This window comes from Pseudomonas sp. KnCO4 (assembly GCF_045344305.1).
GTDB classification, from domain to species: Bacteria; Pseudomonadota; Gammaproteobacteria; order Pseudomonadales; family Pseudomonadaceae; genus Aquipseudomonas; species Aquipseudomonas anuradhapurensis.
The window spans coordinates 2,243,942-2,260,799 of sequence record NZ_CP174199.1; the positions used below are offsets into that span (position 1 = coordinate 2,243,942).

General features: G+C 61.5%; 12 protein-coding genes. 3 read left to right on the forward strand and 9 right to left on the reverse strand.

Annotation, left to right across the window (positions count from 1 at the left end; translation table 11 throughout):
- Nucleotides 1-102: 102 nt before the first annotated feature.
- On the reverse strand, nucleotides 103-1,443 hold the full coding sequence (locus tag ACJA3S_RS10535) for a D-serine ammonia-lyase (RefSeq protein ID WP_406821774.1): 1,341 nt from the start codon (nucleotides 1,441-1,443) through the stop codon (nucleotides 103-105).
- A 74-nt stretch (nucleotides 1,444-1,517) separates the two neighbouring features.
- Complete coding sequence (locus ACJA3S_RS10540) at nucleotides 1,518-3,236, reverse strand: FAD-dependent oxidoreductase (protein WP_406821775.1); 1,719 nt, start codon at nucleotides 3,234-3,236, stop codon at nucleotides 1,518-1,520.
- 196 nt (nucleotides 3,237-3,432) lie between these two features.
- On the opposite strand from ACJA3S_RS10540, the gene ACJA3S_RS10545 reads away from it, so the two are divergent.
- The 3 genes from ACJA3S_RS10545 to ACJA3S_RS10555 all read left to right on the forward strand — a co-directional run bounded on the left by ACJA3S_RS10545 (nucleotide 3,433) and on the right by ACJA3S_RS10555 (nucleotide 6,248).
- The gene (locus tag ACJA3S_RS10545; protein ID WP_406821776.1) at nucleotides 3,433-4,209 is read left to right on the forward strand and encodes an IclR family transcriptional regulator; all 777 of its coding nucleotides are present in this window, start codon (nucleotides 3,433-3,435) and stop codon (nucleotides 4,207-4,209) included.
- Between the two features lie 139 nt (nucleotides 4,210-4,348).
- Complete coding sequence (locus ACJA3S_RS10550) at nucleotides 4,349-5,401, forward strand: Gfo/Idh/MocA family protein (protein WP_406821777.1); 1,053 nt, start codon at nucleotides 4,349-4,351, stop codon at nucleotides 5,399-5,401.
- A 31-nt stretch (nucleotides 5,402-5,432) separates the two neighbouring features.
- Complete coding sequence (locus ACJA3S_RS10555; protein ID WP_406821778.1) at nucleotides 5,433-6,248, forward strand: sugar phosphate isomerase/epimerase family protein; 816 nt, start codon at nucleotides 5,433-5,435, stop codon at nucleotides 6,246-6,248.
- Between the two features lie 115 nt (nucleotides 6,249-6,363).
- Here ACJA3S_RS10555 and ACJA3S_RS10560 read toward each other — a convergent pair whose 3' ends face one another.
- The 7 genes from ACJA3S_RS10560 to ACJA3S_RS10590 all read right to left on the reverse strand — a co-directional run bounded on the left by ACJA3S_RS10560 (nucleotide 6,364) and on the right by ACJA3S_RS10590 (nucleotide 16,783).
- On the reverse strand, nucleotides 6,364-7,689 hold the full coding sequence (locus ACJA3S_RS10560; RefSeq protein WP_406821779.1) for an MFS transporter: 1,326 nt from the start codon (nucleotides 7,687-7,689) through the stop codon (nucleotides 6,364-6,366).
- Between the two features lie 285 nt (nucleotides 7,690-7,974).
- Nucleotides 7,975-8,352 carry a histone-like nucleoid-structuring protein, MvaT/MvaU family gene (locus tag ACJA3S_RS10565; protein ID WP_406821780.1) on the reverse strand — a complete coding sequence of 126 codons (378 nt, stop codon included), beginning with the start codon at nucleotides 8,350-8,352 and terminating at the stop codon, nucleotides 7,975-7,977.
- 306 nt (nucleotides 8,353-8,658) lie between these two features.
- Entirely contained in the window at nucleotides 8,659-9,552 is an 894-nt protein-coding gene (locus tag ACJA3S_RS10570) for a DUF6708 domain-containing protein (RefSeq protein ID WP_406821781.1), read from the reverse strand.
- A 258-nt stretch (nucleotides 9,553-9,810) separates the two neighbouring features.
- Nucleotides 9,811-10,698 (reverse strand): hypothetical protein, encoded by an 888-nt coding sequence (locus ACJA3S_RS10575; RefSeq protein WP_406821782.1) that lies wholly within the window; start codon nucleotides 10,696-10,698, stop codon nucleotides 9,811-9,813.
- A 3-nt stretch (nucleotides 10,699-10,701) separates the two neighbouring features.
- Nucleotides 10,702-13,692 (reverse strand): T6SS effector BTH_I2691 family protein, encoded by a 2,991-nt coding sequence (locus ACJA3S_RS10580; protein WP_406821783.1) that lies wholly within the window; start codon nucleotides 13,690-13,692, stop codon nucleotides 10,702-10,704.
- A complete protein-coding gene (locus ACJA3S_RS10585; RefSeq protein WP_406821784.1) occupies nucleotides 13,689-14,618 on the reverse strand; it encodes a DUF4123 domain-containing protein in 930 nt (309 codons plus the stop codon). The genes ACJA3S_RS10580 and ACJA3S_RS10585 overlap by 4 nt, the downstream gene beginning before the upstream one ends.
- Nucleotides 14,615-16,783, reverse strand: coding sequence for a type VI secretion system Vgr family protein (locus tag ACJA3S_RS10590; protein ID WP_406821785.1), 2,169 nt, complete (start codon nucleotides 16,781-16,783; stop codon nucleotides 14,615-14,617). Before ACJA3S_RS10590 ends, ACJA3S_RS10585 begins: the two co-directional genes overlap by 4 nt.
- Nucleotides 16,784-16,858: the final 75 nt, after the last annotated feature.

Here is a 16,858-nt window from a genome sequence, read left to right on the forward strand (position 1 = left end):
AGGCGAAAACAGCCGAGGAAGCGGAGTGTACTGGAGTACATGAGCATTCCGAGGCTGTTTTCAACGCAGCATGAACAAGTATCAAGGCTTTTCGTACAGAGCCTAGGTGCCTGAGCGGCCCTTGCTCAGATAAGCGGCGAATTCCGCCTCCGGCACCATGCTGCCGCCGGTCCCCCACACCAGGTGCGTAGCCCTGGCCATACGCTCGCTCGACAAGCCCATGCGTGCCAGGTATTCGGGCGAGTCGAGCACCTTGAGCAGCCCCGGCATGCCGGCCAGCGCCGAAGGTTCCAGCCGTGCCTGTTCCAGGTCATGGGCCAGTACCAACAACCGGTACAGGGTTTCGTCGCTGACCGTGTAATAACCGTCCAGCAGGCGCTGCATGGCCTTGCCAACGAAGCCGGAAGGGCGGCCCACCGCCAGGCCATCGGCGGCGGTGAGGTTGTCGATGCCAAAATCCTGCACGCTGGTGGCATCATGCAGCCCGCTGTAAACCCCCAGGAACATGCACGGCGAGTGGGTGGGTTCGGCGAACAGGCAGTGCACATGGTCGCCCCACAGCAGCTTCAGGCCAAACGCCACGCCACCTGGCCCACCGCCAACGCCGCAGGGCAGGTAGACGAACAACGGGTGCTCGGCATCCACCTGGATGCCGGCCGTGTCGAACTGCCTGGCAAGCCGCTCGGCGGCCACGGCGTAGCCGAGGAACAGGTGCGGTGAGTTCTCGTCGTCGACGAAGTAGCAGGTTGGGTCCGCCGCCGCCTGCTGGCGCCCCTGCGCCACTGCCACGCTGTAGTCGCTGGCATGCTCGACCACGTTCACGCCATGGCTGCGCAGTTTGTCCTTCTTCCATTGCCGGGCATCGGCCGACATGTGGACGGTGGCCTGGAAACCTAGCCTGGCACTGATGATGCCGATCGACAGGCCGAGGTTACCGGTCGAACCGACCGCAACCTTGTGCTGGCTGAAAAACTGCCGTGCCGAGGCGCTGGCCAGAACCCGGTAGTCGCTGTCGAGGTTGATCAGGCCGGCCGCCAGGGCCAGGTCCTCGGCGTGCTTGAGCACTTCATGGATACCGCCGCGGGCCTTGATCGAGCCGGAGATCGGCAGTTCGCTGTCGGCCTTGAGCCACAGCGAACCGCTGGCGGGCAGGCCGGCCGCCTGCAGCAAGGTGGCGTGCAACTTGGGCAATGGCCGCAATGGCGATTCGATGATGCCGCCAGAGGCGCTGGTATCCGCGAACACGCTGGCCAGGTACGGGGCAAAGCGGGCCAGCCGGGCGCTGGCCGCACGCACGTCGGCGGCGCTCAGGCCGACATCGGCCAGGGCCTCTGCGGCGGGGGCGATGTGCGGGTTGAACCAGCGGGTTTCGCGCAGGGCGACCAGGTCCTCGATCAGGGGGTGGGAGTTGCACCATGCTTGCAGCGTCTTGCCGTGAATCATCGTGGAGTTCCTGAACAATGGGAGCGGAGCCGGCTGGGCGAAGTAAGCAGATTTACCCCTCGCGAGCAAGCTGATCAGTCGCATTCATGGGCGCGTGCCCCGGCAACATGGCGCCCGGCCACATAGCCGAAGGTCAGCGCCGGGCCCAGGTTGATGCCACCGGACGGGTACCAGCCACCAAACACACTGGCCATGTCGGTACCCGCCGCGTACAGCCCAGCGATTGGCTGCCCGGCCGCATCCAGCACGCGGGCATTGCCGTCGGTGCGCAGCCCGGCGAAGGTGCCAAAGCAGCCGGGTTGTACCTTCACGGCATAGAACGGCGCATGCTCGATCGGTGCCACGCAAGGGTTGGGCCCGTCATGCTGCGGGTCGCCCTGCTTGCGGTTGAATGCTGTGGAACCACGGCCGAAGGCGGGGTCCTGGCCGTTACGCGCGTGGCTGTTGAACTCGCTGACCGTGGCGCACAACCCGACCGGGTCGATGCCGCAGGCCTCGGCCAACGCGTCGAGCGTGGCGCCGCGCCTGAGGTAGCCGCTGCGCACGTGCGGCCATACCGGCAACGGCGCCGGGCGGGCGTAGCCCAGGCCATAGCGGCGCAGGAAGCGGTGGTCGCAGATCAGCCACGAACACACCTCGTCCTGCGCCGGTACGGCCGCAACCATGGCCGCTACGTAGTCGTAGTAGCCATGCGCTTCGTTGACGAACCGCTTGCCGTTGGCCAGCACGCCGATGATGCCCGGCTTGCCACGCTCGATGATGTGCGGGAAGTGGCCGACGCTACCGTCGCGGTGCGCTACTTGCGAAACCGGCGCCCAGGCCACCGGCGACTTCAGGTCGGTCGCAACCACGCCGCCGGCCGACTCGCCCAGGCGCAGGCCGTCGCCCGAGCAACCCTTGGGCGGCAGGGCCAGGTTGTCGTGGCCGCTGGCATCGCGCGGGAACAGTTGCTGGCGCCGCGCCGTATCGTTGGGGAAGCCGCCTGCCGCCAGCACCACGGCTTTGGCACGCACCGATCGTTCACCCTGCGCTGTGGCGATCACTGCCCCGCATACCCGGTCATGCTCGACCAGCAGTCGCCTGGCCGGTGCCGACGCGTGTAGTTGCACACCCAGGTCCTGTGCCGACTTCGCCAGGCGCGCCACCAATGCCACGCCGTTGACCAGGTGCATCGCCCGGCCATACCGGGCCAGGTGGTACAGGTGGCGGCCAAACCGCTTGCATACGTGCAGCAAGGCCTTGGGCGAGCGGGTCAGGTTGAGGAACGCGGCCAGGTCGGCACCGGCCATGATCGGCATGCCCATGAACGAGGTTTCGCGCAGGGTCTTGCGCAGGCGCGGCAGCAATGCGCCCACTTCGCGAGCGTCATAGGGCGCGGCAATCACCTGGTGCCCACCTTCGGCCGCACCTGGCGTGTCGCCGTGCATGTCCGGTATGCCGTTGCCGTCGGCAAACTGCAACGCCGTGTGCCGTTCAAAGAACGCCACCATGTGCGGGCAGGCCTCGAGAAAGGCGTCTATCAGCTCGGCGTTGTAATACGCCCCCAGTTCGTGACGCAGGTAGGTACGCGGTTGCTCGATGCTTTCCTCGATGCCAGCCCGGCGTGCCAGCGGGTTGCGCGGCACCCAGGCCCAGCCACCGGACCAGGCGGTGGCACCGCCGAACACCGGTTCCTTTTCCACCACGAGCACCTTCTGCCCATGCCAGGCAGCCGTCACTGCGGCAGCCAGCCCGGCGGCGCCGGAGCCAATGACCAGTAGATCGCATTCGGTTTCCATGAGAGCGGAAGGCATTGCAAGCGTCCTGTATTTGTTATTGGAACTAGGTTCCACATTCTTCTTGCGCAACCTGCCGACCGGCAAGGGCATGATGGCCTTTACGGGCAACTAATGGGCGATAAACGGACAATTCCGCTCGATGCGGCTGCGGCGGCTATCGAGGCTGTGGAATCATCTTCTAGAATTCGCAAAAATTTCAGGGACCTGAGTCATGGCTGGTAGTCAGATCGAACGCGCCTTCAGTCTTGTCGAGCACCTTGCCGGTGAACCGCAGGGGTTGCCGTTGCAAACCCTGGCCGAGCGCCTGGACATCCCCAAGAGCGCTGCCCACCGCATGCTCGCCGAGTTGGCACGGCTGGGCTACGTACGGCAGAACCGTGACAATAGCCGCTACCAGCTGTCGGCCAAACTGGTGGCACTGGGCTTCCGTTACCTGGCCAGCAGCGGTGCCGACATCATCCAGCCGATTCTCGACCGCCTGGCCCAGGACAGCGGCGAACTGGTGCGCCTTGGTGTGATCGACGGCGCCCGCCAGACCTGGATTGCCAAGTCCCAGGGCGCCCGCTCGGGGCTGCGCTACGACCCCGACATGGGCCGCGATGCGCCGCTGTTCTACACGGCGTCCGGGCATGCCTGGCTGGCCAGTCTGGATGATGAACAGGCACTGCAGATGGTGCTGCGGCAGGGCATTGCCGACCCGGCCCAGTTCGGCCCGAAGGCGCCACGCTCCACCGATGAGCTGCTGGCCTACCTGCACCGGGCCCGGGAGCGCGGTTATGCCTGGGTCGAGGAAACCTCCGCCGTCGGTACCTCGGCCATGGCTGCGGTAGTGCGGCGCCCGCAAAGCGACGAAGTGATCGGCGTATTGAGCATTGCCGGGCCCAGCGCGCGCCTGGCGCAAGGCCGCCTGGCAGAGTTGGCGCCGCTGTTGTTGGCGGCGACCGAGGAGTTGTCGGCAGCCAGCCGGGCCAGCGAACTGTTCGCCTGAGGCGCATTTGCGGGCGATAACCGCACAGTCTGTTTTGTCAGTGCTTCTGAAATGCAGAACTTGGTTCTAGATTGTTTAACGCAGATTGTGGAACCTGGTTCCGGAATCCTCAGTACAACAATCACAAGAGGACAGGCTGTTGAACGCACCCCTTCGTATCGCCTTGATCGGCGCTGGCAGCATGGGCCGCCAGCATTACCGGCATCTGCTCAACGTGGCGCAAGCGCGCCTGTGTGCCGTGGCCGACCCAGGCCCACAGGCCGAGGCCTTTGCTGCCGAATGCGGCGTGCCCTGTTTTGCCGACCATCGGCGCATGCTGGATAGCGTGCGGCCCGAGGCCGTGATCGTCGCCAACCCGAACAACCTGCACGTCGCCACCGCGCTGGACTGCATCGAGGCCGGCATCCCCGTGCTGGTGGAAAAGCCGGTGGGCGTGCATCTGGATGAAGTCCGCGCGTTGATCGAGGCTTCGCGTCGGCGCAACGTGCCGGTCCTGGTCGGCCATCACCGTCGGCATAACCCGCTGATCAGCCAGGCCCGCCAGGTGATTACCGACGGCAAGCTGGGCCGCTTGATCAACGTTACCGCGCTGTGGCAATTGCAAAAGCCCGACAGCTACTTCGAAACCCCATGGCGGCGCGAGCCGGGCGCCGGTTTCCTGCTGACCAACCTGATCCATGACCTCGACCTGCTGCGCCACCTGTGTGGCGAGGTGGAGCAGGTTCAGGCTTTCACCCGCAGCGATGTGCGCGGTTATGCCAACGAAGACAGCGCAGCGGTGCTATTGCAGTTCGCCAATGGCGCATTGGGTAGCCTGACCGGTTCCGACGCGGTGGCCGCGCCCTGGAGCTGGGAGCTGGACTCTGGCGAAAGCCCGGTGTACCCGCGCCAGGACGGCCAGCCTTGCTACCTGCTGGCCGGCACCCTGGGCGCGTTGAGCATTCCCCAGCTCAAGCGCTGGCACTACGCCGAGGCCGGCGCGGGTTGGCATTCGCCGCTGTTGCACAGTGTGGAAAGCATCCCAGCCGGCGAGGCCTTGACCCTGCAGCTGCAACACTTCGTGCGGGTTGCCCGTGGCGAACAGGCGCCGCTGATCGATGCGGCCGATGGCGGGCGCACCCTGGCCTTGATCGAAGCGATCCGCAAGGCAGCGGACAGCGGTCGGGCCTGTGCGCCCGAGCAGGTGGCTTGAATGCGCCCTTCATGCTTACAGGTAACGACTGATGACTGATCGAGTGTTTTCCCTGGCGGCGCTGACCGTGCTGGAGCTGTCCCCACCGGACATGGTCGAAGCCGCGGCTCGCGCCGGTTACAGCCACGTTGGCCTGCGCCTGGTGCCTGCCACCGAGCAGGAGCAGCATTTTCCGCTGGTGGCCGATGGCGACCTGCGCCGCCAGACCCAGGCGCGTCTGCGCGACACGGGTATCAAGGTGCTCGACCTGGAAATCCTGCGCCTGAAGGCAGACACCCGTGTGGCCAGTTTCGAGCCGATTCTGGCAGTGGGCGCAGAACTGGGCGGTACAGAGCTGCTGGTGGCGGGCAACGATCCGGACGAGGCGCGCTTGACCGAGCGTTTTGCCGCGCTGTGCGACCTGGCGGCGGGCTACGGTATCTATCCGCATCTGGAGTTCATGCCCTGGACCGATGTGCGCGACCTGCGCCAGGCCATGCGGGTGGTAGCCAATGCTGATCGCGGCAATGGCTGCGTGCTGGTGGATGCGTTCCACTTCAACCGCTCCAGCTGTTCGTTGCACGACCTGGCGCAGCTGGCGCCACAGCGCATGCGCTACGCCCAGTTGTGTGACGTCGCTGGCCCGGTGCCGGCTGACATGGACGAAATCCTGCGCCAGGCACGCAATGAGCGGCGTTTCCCCGGCGAGGGCGATGCCGACCTGGTCGGCCTGCTGCGTGCCTTGCCGCCGAATGTACCGCTGAGCCTGGAAATCCCCACGCTGCCCCTGCTGGCGCAGGGCATCAGTGGTGAACAACGTGCGCGCATGGCACTGCAGAAAGCCATGGCGGTGCTGGCCAAGGTTTGACCGAAGTAGCGCGGGCACTGCATTTGTTCGCTGGCAAGCCAGCAGGCATTACCCCTTGCGGCTCGACAAAAAAAAGGGCCCGCAAGGGGCCCCGCAGAGGAAAGTGTCAGCGCGCCTAGGCGTGCTCGACCTTGCGCGGTGCCATGAAGTACATCCACAGCAGCGCCAGGAAGTACATGGCCGGGATCAGGGTGAACAACAGCGCATAGTTGTTGTGGGTGGCGGTCAGTACGCTGCCGACGATCTGGGTCATGAACATGCCGCCAATCGCCGCACACATGCTGCCGAAGCCGAACACCGTACTCACCAGGTGCCTGGGTGTGTAGTCCATCACCAGGCTCCAGATATTCGCCGTCCACGCCTGGTGCGCACCCACCGCCAGCGAGATGGCGGCCACCGCGACCCACAGGCCACTGGCATTGGCGGCGAAGGTGACGCTGAGCATGGTGCAGGCGAAGATCAGCATCGACACCAGCCGCGCCGTGGTGGCGCGCATGCCACGCCCGATCAGCCAGGACGACAGGATGCCGCCGCCGATGCTGCCGAAGTCCGCCGTCAGCCAGATGATGATCAGCGGGATCCCCATCTGGGTCACGTTGATACCCAGGCTGTATTGCTGGTTGAGGAACGGAGGCAACCAGTACAGGTAGAACCAGAACACCGGCGCGGTAATCGCATAGGCCACGGCGAAGGCCCAGGTGCCACGCAGGCGCAGGATGCGGCTGAATGGTACGCGGCTCGGCTCGGCGGTATCGCCCTGCTGGATGTATTCCACCTCGCTCTGGCGCACGCGCGGATGGTCTTCCGGGTTGTAGTACTTCAGCAGCCACAGCAGCACCCACACCAGGCCCAGGCTACCCATGGCGATGAACGCGGCCTGCCAGCCCCACACCGCCAGGATCAGCGGCAGCAGGGCCGGGGTGACCATGGCGCCGACGTTGGTACCGGCATTGAACAGGCCGGTGGCGATGGCGCGTTCTCCCGCCGGGAACCACAGGCGCACGGTCTTCACGCAGGCCGGGTAGTTGGCCGCCTCGGTCAGGCCGAGGATGAAGCGGCAGACCATGAAACCGGCGGCCGACGTGGCCAGGCCATGGGCGCCGGTGGCCAGGCTCCATAGCAGCACGGCGAAGAAGAACGCGCGCTTTACCCCAACCTTGTCGATCAGCCGGCCTTGCAGCAGGAAACCGATGGCGTAGCCGACCTGGAACCAGAAGTTGATGTTGGCGTAGTCCATCGCCGTCCAGCTCATCTCCTTGGCCAGGATTGGCTGCATGATGCCCAGCGCGGCACGGTCGATGTAGTTCAGGGTGGTAGCGAAGAAGACCAGGGCAAGCATGCCCCAACGGGTCTTGCCGACGGCGAAGGCGCCGCGAAGCTTGTCGCCCATCGAACCCTGGGGCGTCCGAGGGGCGGCGGGGGTGTTCGTGGAGTGGTTCATAAACTGCTCGTTCTTGAAATTGTATTCAGCTGCGGTGCTACGGGTAGGGCGCCAGTCCCAGGCAGGGGACATGCAAGGCCGGTGCATGGTGGGCAGTGAAGGCGGCAGCGTCAATTCAAGGGAGAGGCTAGTGTTCGGTTATCGAACGGTTGCGGTGGCCTGCGGGCGAGGCGGTGGGGCGGATCATGGCGAAGCAGACGGGGCCCTCGTCTCGGCACTGCAGGCCGGGAAAGTATCGGCAGGGGACATTGGTTTTCCTGGCAGGTATGGGTTGGCACCAAGGTGTCAGTACCACACAGTTGCCCAGCGTTTCACCTCCTCGCGGCCGTATTGTTGAATCCACCGTTGCAGCGTTTTGTTCAAGGTACTCTTCGCTTCTATTACCTCAGCGGTGTACGGGTTTCTGTAGTACCTGCTTTGCCGTGCCCTGAAGCGGCGCAATGGAAGTGGAGGCGACCATGAATGGTTGCGATCTTCGTCCTCTATCCCGCTGATCGCCAATATGTCCGATAGGCCGAACTGGTATTCGGCAAGCAGGTCGTGGAGTTTGCTTTCGAACTCGAATTCTCGTTTGAGGTGCGGGTCGATCCTTATGAAGGACAGCTCGGGCTTCTTGGCGGCGAGCAGGTGCTCGAGTGCGCGGAATTCGGCAAGTCGTGACATGTTTTATCTCCATCGTTTGATGGGTAAGTGTTAGTGGCTGTCGAACGGTAATGCAAGCAGAGAAATAATTTGTGAAATATTCAGGATTGGCAGCGGGCGCATCGTCTTGAATGGGGTGTTTAATGCTGGTTTGGCTGTGTAGGTTTATTCTCACACTGAAGTTGGCTAGTTGTAATAAGTTATGAGGACTGTTTTATCTGGCGGGGCGTCGGGCCGCAAGGCAGCCCAACTGTGCGATTGAGGGCTTTGTCCAATGGCAGGCTTCGCCATGGGGCGGGCAACCATGACGAAGGCCAACCACGGGCTTCATCTGCGTTTCTTTTTAGTGGGTTGAACGGTAGTTTTTTGAAAGGCTTCCGGAGGTGGCGGGGCTGCGCGGACATTGAACAGCCGACAGACGCCGTACCAGCAGATGGCGACTGTCAGGTTGTAGGGAAACAGCACGGCCCAGAACGGTAGTTGCCAGTTTTTCTTGCCCTGCATTTCACCGGGTTCGCCGGTTCGCCAGGGGGCATAGTGGCGCCAGGCTTCTGCCGGAGTCAGGCAAATGGCGTGAAGCGGCCGGTGCCACCAATTGGGTTCACCAGGTGGGGGGAGTTTGTCGAGACCGTGGTCCATGAAGTGACGGAGGTATTCCCATACTTCGGCGACATGCTTGACGCTGGCTTCGGTGGGTTCGTTGCTGTCGACCCAGAGGCAGTCCTTTTGGTGAAGGCTGCCGTCTTCCCGGCGAGGGGCGAAGGCGAGGGCATAGCTGGTGCTGAAGGAGGCGCCGGCAAACTCGGTGCGTTTGAAAATGCCACCTCCGATGTTAGACCATTCAAAAACTAATAATTTCGACAATCGCTGGTAGTACACTTTCCTGGTTGAGCGGTTAAGGCAAAAGCTAGATAAGTTCTTTATGAAATATATTCTATAGGCGAGAAACGGAAGGAATACGAAGGGGGCGATTGCGAATCCGAACATCAGGATGGGGTCGAATGTATACGGGTTCCACGCATCGTCAGAGAAAAAGTATGGGTAACTGAAAAACATTATCGTTATGATTGATGCGCAATATAGTTTTCCCATAAAAACGGAATCCGTAACCCAGGGGTTTCGCAGGCACAAAGTATTGTAGGACAAGTGTAATACCTGTCCTCCAATAGCCGGTTTGTGACCTGATTCGGATGTTGTGTCGAATATCCAGATGGTTGCCATGATCAGCGCTCAAAAAGGGAAGTTGAAAGGCTCATTGGTTTCATCTAGCCCTTGATTTGTGTTGTAGGCTAGATGAGGTGAGGGCATGGTTTGATTGGGATAATGTGTTTGAAATTAGAACTAAGCCAGCCGCCACAATTAACCCGGTTGTAGCGGCTGGAAAAAAGTCCACCAGGACTTCACGGAAAGTACGAGATACGCAAGCGCTTCACTTCCCTGCAGGCATTGCCGAAGGCAGCAGTGCTCACTTGGCGTCTGTCATCGCCGCTTCTTTTTGATTGGATGTGCCGGGGCTTCCTCAAACGCTTCTGAGGGCGGTGGGGCTGCGCGGACATTGAACAGCCGACAGACGCCGTACCAGCAGATGGCGACTGTCAGGTTGTAGGGAAACAGTACGGCCCAGAACGGTAGTTGCCAGTTCTTCTTGCCCTGCATCTCACCAGGCTCGCCGGTTCGCCAAGGGGCATAGTGGCGCCAGGCTTCGGCCGGGGTCAGGCAGATGGCGTGCAGAGGCTTGTGCCACCAGTTGGATTCGCCGGGAGGGGGAAGTTTGTCCGGGCCGTGGTCCATGAATTGGCGCAGGTATTCCCATACTTCAGCGACGTGCTGGACGTCGGAATCGGTGGGTTCGTTGCTGTCGACCCAGAGGCAGTCTTTTTGGTGGAGGCTGCCGTCGGCTCGGCGAGGGGCAAAGGCAAGTGCATAACTGGTGGAAAAGGATGAACCACCGAACTCGGTGCGTTTAAATATACCGCCGACCGTATCGTTCCAATCGAAGATGAACAGTTTGCCTATTCGTTTATAATATATTTTTTTCGAGTATCTGTTAAGGTATATGGCCGATAGTCGCTTGATAAAATATAGTCTATAAAATAAAAATGGCGAAAATATGAAGGGCGCTAGTAGAAACATGATCGAAATTTCATAATTACCATCATATGTTAATTGCTCTGTGAGGGCGGTTGGGTATGTGTAGGCTGCCGTCGATAGAATCATTGCAACGTACATTTTCCCCATGAAAACGGAGTCGTTAACCCAAGGATTGCGCAGGCAGAGGTAGTTATGTTTGATGTGATCGACCTGGCCTAGGATTCTGGGTGATACGTTTTGTTTTATAGTGGGGGTGAATAACCAGATTGTCGGCATATTCTAGTTGCTCAGTGTGAATTTGGCGGATGATTCTGAGGTCGTCAGTAGACCTTGATTGGGGTGGTAGTCGACGCTAAGGCTTATGCTTCTTTTGTTTTGTACTGAACCCTTGAAGTTCAGAATCAGGCCTGCTTTTGTGGGAAAGCAGACTATATCCATTGTTAGGTTCGACACCTGGTTGTTCTCAGATAGAGTGTTGACAGCGGCTGACCATTCACTTTGCCCTATGATGAAGCCTTTTAAAAGAATTGAGAATTCTGCGGAAGGAATGGCTGTGGCCGCCTCATTGTATATAATTGAGGTCCAGTTTGGTGTTGACCAATGGTTGGCTTCGTTCCAGGTGCTGTTTAATCCTTCAACACCAATAATGCCTGCTTCCTTCTCCGTCAGCAGAATGGGCGCGTAGTGGTCAGCGTACCAAGCTTCAATTTCATCAGTTAAATTTCTGAATTTTGGTAGTCTTCTTTCAAAATCAAGTGTGATATTTTTTCGTGCTTCACCGTCGTTCTTGCGTGTGCCGAATACGCATCTGGCAGCCCATAGCTCTGTAGGGGTATGGATCCTTTCATGTGCTTTGGCATGAAGGTACAACCCGATCGCAATGATTGCCGTCCCAGCTAAGAAAACTGAGCCAGCAGCCCAGCCTGCAAACGGAATTAACAGCGTTGGACCTGCGATCGCTAGACTACCCTCAAGTACCAGCACAGACCCCACAGCAATGGCGAACCCGCCGCGGGTAGTATACGTGGCAGCTCTTGAGTCGCCGTTGTCCTTTTGACGTTCCGCCTTCTGCAGATCTGAAAGCAATCCAAGTAAAATTGCTGGATATCCAGATACCCGCGCAAACAGGTTACTTCCTAGAAATTTGACTAATCCATTGCCAAACGCCATCCCTGGCGCGGTCGAACTCAGCCTCAGCATCACGGCTTTCTGCGTTGCGCGTACGCTGACCAACGTCGACGCCGCCGCACCGATAACACCGAAAATCGATGAAGCGAAGCCCATGGTGTATTCCGGCGCATCACTTTTCTGCAGGCTGCTGTAGGCCGTCTTCAGCGATAACACGTTGAACCACAGCATCCCGGCGTTCAAACCACCGCCAACGCTGGATGTCAGCAACCCGAGAAAGTTGGGTTTCACCCGTACGGTAGTGGTCATTTCAACTGAAATCGTCCGGCTTCCCGAGATACGCAGGCGCTTCATTTCCTCCACCTGCGCCATGCCGCTTTTCAGGTACTTCTGCACCTCCTGGCTGAATGGATTTTCCCTGATCGCCTGGTCGGTAATCCGGTAGCGTGCCGCCAACAGCCCGAGCGCTTTCTCGGCATTGGCTTCACCTGCCGCCAGCAGCACTTGCTGGCGCAGGCCACGGCTGGCATCCCAGCGAGTCTGCCCACGCAGGCGCTTGAGCACCACGGTGTTGACCGACTGGGCCGTCAGGTCGGTGATGTCGGCCATGGCCGGAAAACGCCCGGCCAAGCCTTCGATCACGTTGTCGCTGGCGCCGAGCAGGCTGCCGATCGCGTCGGCCTTGTCCTTGAACGGGTTGAACGGGGCGAGGGCGGTGTAGAGCGGGCTGTCGTGCTGGTCCAGCCACTGCTCCAGGCGCTTGAGACGGCGGTCCTGGTCTTCGCTACCGGGGGCCGGCTGGCCCATCGGCTGGATCAGCAGCGCCAGGGAAATTTCCAGCCCGCGGGCGGAAGTGAGTTCGTCGCGGTCGTAGCAGGCCAGGGCGGCGGCCAGGCTGTAGGGGTCGTCGATATGCCGGGGTTCGGCGGTTGCCAGCCAGGCGTCATGGTCGTGGCTGGCTTGCAAGGCCTGGTTGCGCAGGGCGCCGATGCGTTGCTCCAGCTCATCGCGTTCGGCGAGGAAGCGCAGGTAGCTGACGCTATCGAGGCGCTGTGCCAGGCGCGCGCCATTGGGTGAATAGTCTTCATGGGTCAGGGCCTGGAACCGCGATGCCGAGGGCGACAGGGCAGGCCCGCGCCGTTCCGTGCCCAGCCGGAACGCGGCCAGCTCCGGGGATGGCGCATCCGCCGGATACAGGCTTTCCAGGGTCTTGTTCAGCAGCATGGCGACCAGGTTGCGGTGGTGGAAGTCGCGGCTCTGTGGGCTCAGCTGTTCGGCATCCAGCCGGTAGCAGGCCGGTACCCGTTCGTGCTCGGGGCCCTCGGCGGGTTTCAGGTGCTGCAACTGCTCGGCGGGCATCAGGTCGCGCAGTTGGTGCTGGTAGGCGGACACCGTCAGGCTCAGGTCCAGGGCCATGCCCTCGGCGTCGGCGAGCGCCACCACCACCGGTACCTTCGGCTGGGTGTAGGGGTAGTGCCGACCGATGGCAACGAGGTTGCCGATGGGCAAGGTTTCGCTGAGCGGATCGCTGCTCCAGCTCAGGGGCATGCGCCGCGCGGCAGGCTTGAAATCTTCGACCCAGGTGGGCAGGGCACTGACTGGCAAGACGTGGGGCTGGCTTGACGGGGCCTGGCTGGCGCTGATGAGTTCGGCCATGTCCAGCTGGCGCATGTGGCGTTTGCGCAAGGCTGGCGAAGCGCTGATGCGGGCGGTCATGGCGTTGGTCCACAGGTGCGGGCTGTAGCCGATCCACACGTCGCTGGCGGTATCGGGGCAGGTGTCGGCCCAGACCCAGCCCAGGGTGCGGCTGGACAGGTAGCGATCGCGCAGGTGGTAGCCCTCCAGGCCGCGATAGCGCAGTTCCTTGTAGAGGCCTGCGCCGAGGTACTCGTGGATGACCAGCTTCTGGCCCCGGGGGCCCTGCATGAACACGTAGACATAGCCCGGGCGCAGGGCGCGCAGGGTGTAGGCGGAATGCTGCAGCGGAGGGAAATCCTGCTTGAGGTTGAAGCCGGCAGCGGCATAGCGGCAGGCAGGAGCGTCGCCGCTGCGCGGGACGATGGCATAGCGCACCGGCAGGATGGGAATGCGTGCGCTGCAGGCAGGGCCGGAGGTGGCGCTGCTCACGGAGGCGTCGTTCATGGGGCGGGCTCCTCGCTTTCGATCAATGCATGCAGTTCGTGGAGCCGGCTCTGGGGTGACTCCTTCAGGTTGGTGTAGATCGTGACGGCCTGATCATCGGTCATGAGCCACATGTGCCTGGCGATCAGCCTGATGAATTGCCCAGCGACCTCCTCATCGCGAAAGTTCAGCGCCGTCAATTGCGGCAGCAGGTTTTCAATCCATTGCCTGATGTCCGCCAATGTGTGGTTGGCATGCTGTGGCAGGGCTGCTACCTCGTGAGCCAAGGTGAGCACGAAGTGCTCGTGCAGGCCTGCTTGCAGCCGTTCCAGCTCGACCTTGCTCAGGGAGAGTGGGGCCTGCGAGAAGGCACGAGCACTGGTCGGGTTGCGCTCGAGCGTCCTCCATTCGTGGACTGGCCCCCAGTTGACTCGCCAGGCCAGTGAAGTCACAGGCCCAAGCCAGGCAGCCCGATGGTCGTCATCCAGTGCATCCAGCCAGGCTGCAAGGTGATCCGGTCTGAACTGGAACGTGGCCAGCCCCTGGTCAGGAAGCGAAACCTGTACCAGGTTGGTGAAATGGTCTGCCAACCCACCAAGGCCAATATCGGCATCCAGCGCGATGGCACCGCCAATGGGCATCCAGGTAGCGATTGCATGGGCAAGCAGTTCGGGCGCGTCTGCCACGTTCACCAGCAATGGCCCGAAGTCGTGGCGCTCGTCCAGGGCGCTGCGCTTCCACAGCCACGCCTGCCGGGTGTTTCGGCGCACATCACTGACCAGCTCAAGTACCGAAGGGGCATAGGCCGGTACCAGCTCGCCATTGGGCAGAATCTGGGATATGGGCCGGTAGGCCCAGTACTCGAGCACGTCGGTCATCAGCAGCAGAAAGCGCGCGCTTTCCCCGAACTGCACGCTTGGCAAGGTGTTTGAGGACGTGGTTTTCATCGACCTGGCCCTCTGCGACAAGGGCAGTCGGGCAATGGGCAGGAACCATCGGGGCGGCGCCCGCACTGGCGATCCAGTGGCTTGCCAGGGTCTGGAGCGCCACTGATGGAGAACAGCTTGCCTGCTCCATCTGCCGATTGCAGCACCTGGCCGTTGATGCGTATTGTCGGGCTGTCCAGGGTTATGCCTGCCGCGTCGATCCGGATCGAGCCGCCAGGGCCCTGGATGACCACCGCTTCTGCTGTACGCAGCTCATAGCGCTGGGTACGCCTGCGAATTTCACCGCGGGCCTCCAGCTCAACATGCCCTTCCACCTGTTGCTCAAGATTGCCGCCAATGCGGGTGTGGTGGTTGGCAGCGATCTGGTCATGGCGGTGGTTGCCGATGGTTTCAACCCGGTCCTTGGCGATCTTGATTGTCTGGTTTCGACCGATAACGAGTGTGGCGTCATGGCCGATGTCGACGCGTTCATCATTGCCAACGGTTTCAGCGCGGTCACGGCCAATCAGAATGGACTCGTCGTTATTGACCTGTTCCTTGCGGTCATTGCCGATCTGCGTGGACTCATCGTGCCTGACCACAATGTTCTGGTCTTTCTGTGCATGGATGAAGACTTCCTCCTGCCCCAGTTCATCTTCGAAGCGCAGCTCGTTGAAGCCATCGCCCTTGTGGGTCTGGCTCTTGATCGTCATGCGTGTCTTGTGCCGGGGAAGGTCGTAAGGCGGCAGTTGATCTGCGCAGTAGGTACGTCCGGTAATCACCGGCTGGTCAGGGTCGCCATTGACGAACTGGATGATCACCTCCTGGCCGATCCGGGGGATGGCCATCGAACCCCAGCTGCCGCCCGCCCAGCCTTGCGATACCCGCACCCAGCAGGAGCTGAACGCGTTGTTCTGGCTCTCGCGGTCCCAGGGGAAGCTGACCTTGACCCGGCCCCACTCATCGCAATGGATCTCTTCGCCGGGCGGGCCGACCACCGTGGCCATGTGGGGACCATCGACGCGAGGCCTGGGCAGCGGTGCAGGGCGCCACTCGGTTCTGCCAGGGACGAGCATTGCGGTTTGCTGGTAGCGGGTGCTCTGGTCGGCGCCGGCGGCTTCTTCCTGTAGGCTGGTGAACTGGCTGCCGGTGTGGCTGACCGCATTCACTCGCCAATGCACATTGAGGTCGTCTCGCGGGTGGCCGGCAAGTGTAAAGCTCAGGCCAGGTTGCAAGCGCGGGTCGTCGCCTTCGACCTCGGCGATACGTACATCGTGACGCCACGCGGTGATGCGGTTTTCGGTAAACGGCTTGCCGACAGCATCAGACTTGTAACGGCCCGGATAATCGAAGCGTTCATAGGCGCTGGACTGGTGCTCCAGAAAAGGCCCCGAAGCGCTTTGCTCCAGGCGATAGGCTGGTTTGGTGAAGGTGTAGTCGCGCTGCACCTGGCGGGCGGTACGCACTCGCTCGCTATAGCGCAACCGCCGTAGACAGGGGGTTGCCTGGGCGCCGCCGCCATGCGATTGATACAGCACACGGCGCGGTTCGCCAGGCTTGTCATCAGGGTCGAAGCCTTCTTCGTCATGCCTGGCGGGGGTTGTAGCGGACGGGATATTTCCGAATGCGAGTACTCGGTCGGTCAGGATGAGTTTGTGATTGTTTTCGGTATGTTCGAAGCGATAGACGAAGCCTTCTTCGGCCGCCAGGCGGGAAAAGAAAGCGAGGTCGGTTTCGCCGGCCTGGACGCAGAACTCCCGCGCCGGGTAATCGAACCCTTTGGCGATATGGTATTCAGTAATGCCTTGGCGTTTGAGCATCATTTCGAGAATCTGCGGCACGCTCTTGTGCTGGAAGATTCGCCAGTTCGAGCGAAGGCCGGCGCGGGCCAGTTGCGGTTCGACGACGGCGCTGTAGCGGGTGCGATGCGGGCCACTATCGGCCTGGCTGAACGCGCTGATCAGACCATGAACATGCCGCAAGGGGCAGTTCGCACGGCTGATGGTGAACAATGCCGGCTTGTCGAGTAACTGCCCGAAGTCGAGGTCGTGTTCGTAGCTGATGAGTTCCAGTTCCAGCTTGAAGTTCTGGCTGATACTTTCCTTGAGGGTGAAGGACACGACCTCCAACGCGGGTCGGTAAACAAGCGGTTGGAAGCTGTAATACAGGTCGGATTGGCTAGGCATGAGCAGTCCTTGTTCACCGTCTGATGGTCTCCAGGTATCCGGGCGGCGAAGCCGTCCGGATCATCCAATGCCTGG

Excerpts from the sequence above, each read along its gene's own strand:
- ACJA3S_RS10590 (WP_406821785.1), bottom strand. The coding sequence starts at position 16,783 with ATGCCTAGCCAATCCGACCTGTATTACAGCTTCCAACCGCTTGTTTAC.
- ACJA3S_RS10545 (WP_406821776.1), top strand. The coding sequence starts at position 3,433 with ATGGCTGGTAGTCAGATCGAACGCGCCTTCAGTCTTGTCGAGCACCTT.
- ACJA3S_RS10580 (WP_406821783.1), bottom strand. The coding sequence starts at position 13,692 with ATGAACGACGCCTCCGTGAGCAGCGCCACCTCCGGCCCTGCCTGCAGC.
- ACJA3S_RS10585 (WP_406821784.1), bottom strand. The coding sequence starts at position 14,618 with ATGAAAACCACGTCCTCAAACACCTTGCCAAGCGTGCAGTTCGGGGAA.
- ACJA3S_RS10555 (WP_406821778.1), top strand. The coding sequence starts at position 5,433 with ATGACTGATCGAGTGTTTTCCCTGGCGGCGCTGACCGTGCTGGAGCTG.
- ACJA3S_RS10540 (WP_406821775.1), bottom strand. The coding sequence starts at position 3,236 with ATGCCTTCCGCTCTCATGGAAACCGAATGCGATCTACTGGTCATTGGC.
- ACJA3S_RS10535 (WP_406821774.1), bottom strand. The coding sequence starts at position 1,443 with ATGATTCACGGCAAGACGCTGCAAGCATGGTGCAACTCCCACCCCCTG.
- ACJA3S_RS10565 (WP_406821780.1), bottom strand. The coding sequence starts at position 8,352 with ATGTCACGACTTGCCGAATTCCGCGCACTCGAGCACCTGCTCGCCGCC.
- ACJA3S_RS10560 (WP_406821779.1), bottom strand. The coding sequence starts at position 7,689 with ATGAACCACTCCACGAACACCCCCGCCGCCCCTCGGACGCCCCAGGGT.
- ACJA3S_RS10570 (WP_406821781.1), bottom strand. The coding sequence starts at position 9,552 with ATGGCAACCATCTGGATATTCGACACAACATCCGAATCAGGTCACAAA.
- ACJA3S_RS10575 (WP_406821782.1), bottom strand. The coding sequence starts at position 10,698 with ATGCCGACAATCTGGTTATTCACCCCCACTATAAAACAAAACGTATCA.